Annotated in this window: 4 protein-coding genes; all 4 read right to left on the bottom strand. The window is 40.4% G+C overall.

The genetic code is table 11. The features are described from left to right. Positions 1-1,262: glycoside hydrolase family 43 protein (locus BBH99_RS10265; protein WP_131799213.1), on the bottom strand; the 1,262-nt coding region annotated here is incomplete at its 3' end. Between the two features lie 40 nt (positions 1,263-1,302). Beyond that, positions 1,303-2,577 (bottom strand): MFS transporter, encoded by a 1,275-nt coding sequence (locus BBH99_RS10260; protein WP_066695223.1) that lies wholly within the window; start codon positions 2,575-2,577, stop codon positions 1,303-1,305. A 4-nt stretch (positions 2,578-2,581) separates the two neighbouring features. Then, complete coding sequence (locus tag BBH99_RS10255) at positions 2,582-3,214, bottom strand: bifunctional 4-hydroxy-2-oxoglutarate aldolase/2-dehydro-3-deoxy-phosphogluconate aldolase (RefSeq protein WP_066695222.1); 633 nt, start codon at positions 3,212-3,214, stop codon at positions 2,582-2,584. Beyond that, on the bottom strand, positions 3,211-3,915 hold a 705-nt coding region (locus BBH99_RS10250), incomplete at its 5' end, for a PfkB family carbohydrate kinase (protein WP_066695221.1). The genes BBH99_RS10255 and BBH99_RS10250, both read right to left, overlap by 4 nt.

The following is a 3,915-nucleotide window of genomic DNA, read 5'->3' as shown; positions in this document are numbered from 1 at the left end:
ACTTTCACACCGTTTTTTGTAACAGTAATGAAATTCTCACGCGGTCCGCGCATCGCAATCCATCGGAAATCAAGATTTTTATCGGTTAATTTGTCGTTATAGGTAAAATTTCCGTTCGGAAAAAATCCGTTTTGCCCGGTTTGATTCTGAACGCCTTGTGGCATTTTCAATTTTGGTTTCATCGGAACCAGGCCATTTTGGAACACTGGATAAGTCCCGCTCCAGTCTACAGGAAGAATGAACGTTTCACGGCCTTTGGTAACACGGTTGTTGACATTCGGACGAATTGCTAAAAATACGCCATACCATTGTCCGTCCGGGCCTTCCACCAAATCGGCGTGACCTGCCCAATCTACTTTTTCTTTTCGGTCTCTCGGAAAATACCTTTGCGTAAGAATTGGATTATTTTTACCGGGAACAAATGGTCCTTTCGGAGAATCTGCCATAAAAATCACTTCGCTATGGTTGCCTCCGGTTCCGCCTTCTGCACACATCAGGTAATATTTTCCTTTGTATTTGTACAAATGCGGACCTTCAATCCAAATGGGTTTTTGAGAAAGGTCGACTCCACCGTTTACGATAATTCTGTCTGAACCTGCGACAACCTGATCTTTTTCCAGATCGTAATCCCACATTTTGATAACGCGGTGACCGTTGTATTGTTCGGTTCCTTTTGGTGGAGCATCATTATGAACAATGTAAGCTTTTCCATCATCATCAAAGAAAATAGCGGGATCAATACCATCAAAATTCAGTTTCTGAACTTCACTCCATCCTTTTGCCGGATCTTTGGTTTTTACGACCATATTTCCAATACCACCCGCAAACTGGGTAGTAATCATATAAAAAGTATCGTTGTGTTTATTGTATTTGATGTCCGGAGCATAAATTCCATGCGAAACCCCTGATTTTTCAACTTTAAGCTGTGAGGGCCTGTCCAAAACGTGCCCAACCTGCTTCCAATTGACCAAATCTTTGGAAGTGAAAATCGGAACGCCCGGAAACATTGAGAAAGAAGAGTTTACCAGGTAATAATCGTCACCTTTTCTGGTGATGCTTGGGTCGGGATAACAGCCCTGTAAAATCGGAGAATAGAATTCGTCTGGTTGAAGAGGGTTGTCATTATATATTTTATCGTTTCCTTGGTAAGTAAAGTCTGAGAATGTCTGGGCAGAAATAGTAGTTACAGAAAGCAAAGCTGCTGCTGCGAGGACTTGGGTTTTATTTCTGAAGAAAGTTAAATCCATTATATTCTGTTTCATTGTTATTCTTTTTATAGTTTTTATGATGTTAAGTTTAGTTCTAAATGGTTTTCTTGCGGTTGATTATTTTAATCAATCCCCAGGCAGCAACATATGAAATTCCTGCGATAAAGAAAATAATATTGTAACCGCCATTGACGTTTCCTGCCTTTTTGAATGTATCCAAAACGATCCCGATGAACAACGGAAAAATAATTCCTGCCACTGAACCGAGCATCCCGCCAAAACCAATGACAGAGCTGACATAGCTGCTGGGTAACTGGTCTCCGACCGTCGTCATAAGATTAGCTCCCCACCCCTGATGCGCGGCTGTTGCAAAGGCAATGATAATCGTGATCATCCACATATTATCTACATATTTTGAGAACATGACCGGAACCACCATCAATGCAAACAATAACATGGTAAAACTCCTGGCTCTTCCGATTGCCCAGCCTTTTTTGATCAGAAATGATGAAAGATATCCTCCGCCGATACTTCCGATTGTAGTTCCGCTATAAATAATAATCAATGGAAGGGATGGTTTTGTTAAATCCATTTTGAATACATCCGAAAAATACGCCGGCAGCCAGAACATGAAGAAATACCAGATAGGATCAGTTAACATTTTACCGATGGCAAATGACCATGTTACTTTATATTTGAGTAATTCCGATAAAGGAATTTTGGTTTTTTCCTCTGCTTTTTCAGCCTGATCACTTTTTATGTACTGTAGTTCTTCCTTACTTAGATTTTTGGCTTTTTCCGGAACGGCATAGAATTTCCACCAAAGGATAATCCAAACCATACCCAAAGCTCCGATCCATACAAAAGTCTGTCTCCAGCCGTAATGTCCGAGAATGAACGGAACCAATAGTGGTGCTAAAATAGCTCCCACCGTTGCTCCTGAGTTAAAAATTCCCGTTGCCAGTGCTCTTTCTTTTTTCGGAAACCATTCAGCGACAGACTTGATGGCAGCAGGGAAATTTCCTGCCTCACTGATTCCCAACGTGCTTCTCGCAATGATAAACCCGATGGTACTTTTCACAAAACCATGTCCTATAGAGGCCAAGCTCCATACAATAAGGGAAACGGCATACCCGATTTTAGTTCCCACCTTGTCTATAAACCTTCCCATCGCCATATAGCCGATGGCATAAGTCGTGGTAAAGGCCATGACGATATAGCTGTAATCTTTTTCATCCCAGCTGAATTCTTTTTCCAGCACTGGTTTCAGCAAACCCATTACCTGACGGTCAAGATAATTGATCGTAGTGGCGAGAAAGACAAGAGACAGCATCCACCATCTTATATTGCTGTTTTGAGGAGTCTGCATTGAGTTATTGATTAAGTTGTTGTAATAAATTTTTTGTTTTCAGAGTCAGTGCTTCTTCATTACTATCTTTTCCGATGAGAGAGCTTCCCAACCCTGCTGCTATGGCACCTCCATTGAGCCATTCTCTGATATCTCCTGTTTCAGCATGGATTCCTCCGGTTGGCATGAAATTCATTCCCGGAAAAACAGGCTGTACCGATTTAATATAGTTCTTCCCTAAAGCATCAGCCGGGAATATTTTAACGAGTGTTAAACCGTTCTGAAAGGCAATATTGATATCGGAAGGGGTAAAACAACCCGGAATCAGAAGGATATTTCTTTCAAGCGCATGTTTCACCAATGCTTCACTGATGACAGGTGTAATGATAAAATCGGATTTTACACCCGCATAATCATCCATTTCCTGTATGTTTTTTACCGTCCCGATTCCTAACAGAAGACCAGGATATTCGATATGGGAAATTTCTTTCAGTCTGGTAAAATTTTCCAGTGCCTGATGGCCTCGGTTGGTGTATTCTATCACACGGATTCCTGCTTCATATAAAGCTTTTATGATATTTTTTGAGACTTCAAACGATTCGTTGTAAAACAACGGAACTATTTTCTGGTCTTTTATTTTTTGTAGTATTTCACTCATAATTTTTCGATATTAATGCTTTCATCAATGGTATCTCCCTTTACGAAAAGCTTTTTAAAAGCAACTTTTGTAGCATCCTCAAGGATCTGCTGATCAGGATTTTCTTTTAAAATTCCATGAATTAAGGCGGCCATAAAAGAATCACCGCTTCCTACCCTTTCTTCAATTTTATCTGAATTATATTTTTCTGAAATCAAAAGTTTCTCATCAGTAAATAAGGTGGCAAAATAATTGACCTGTTCACCGTTTGTAAAGCGGAAGGTATTCGCAATTTTTTCCACAGACGGGAATTGTTTCCGGATTTCCAACGCTGTTTTTTCAGCCTGTTTCAGAAGGTTTTCATCATCGAATTTTCCGTTAAGCTCATATTCAACGGGAATATTCAGGAACTGCTCTACAGACCAGATATTTCCCATGAGAACGTTGACAAAAGGCATCAGCTCCTTAATTTTATGAGGATTCTGGTTTTGCCAAAGCACCGCTCTGTAATTCAGGTCGAGGGAAACCGTAATATTTCTTGCTCTGGCTTCTTTCATGATTTGCAGACATTTATGGAATGCGTTGTCACTCAATGCCGGTGTGATAGTACTGATATGCAGCCATCTTACCTCTGAAAATAGTTCATCATCACTGAAAGTTTCAAAATCCGATTGGGTAAAAACAGACGGAAATCGGTCATACACCACTGAAGCATTCTGCAT

It is taken from the genome of Chryseobacterium contaminans, assembly GCF_001684955.1.
Lineage (GTDB): Bacteria > Bacteroidota > Bacteroidia > Flavobacteriales > Weeksellaceae > Chryseobacterium > Chryseobacterium contaminans.
The sequence above is the reverse complement of the archived record's forward strand: the minus strand, read 5'-3'. Positions and strand labels throughout refer to the sequence as shown.

Bases quoted from the DNA above. Each gene is read 5' to 3' on its own strand.
- BBH99_RS10260 (WP_066695223.1), bottom strand. From the start codon at position 2,577: ATGCAGACTCCTCAAAACAGCAATATAAGATGGTGGATGCTGTCTCTT.
- BBH99_RS10255 (WP_066695222.1), bottom strand. From the start codon at position 3,214: ATGAGTGAAATACTACAAAAAATAAAAGACCAGAAAATAGTTCCGTTG.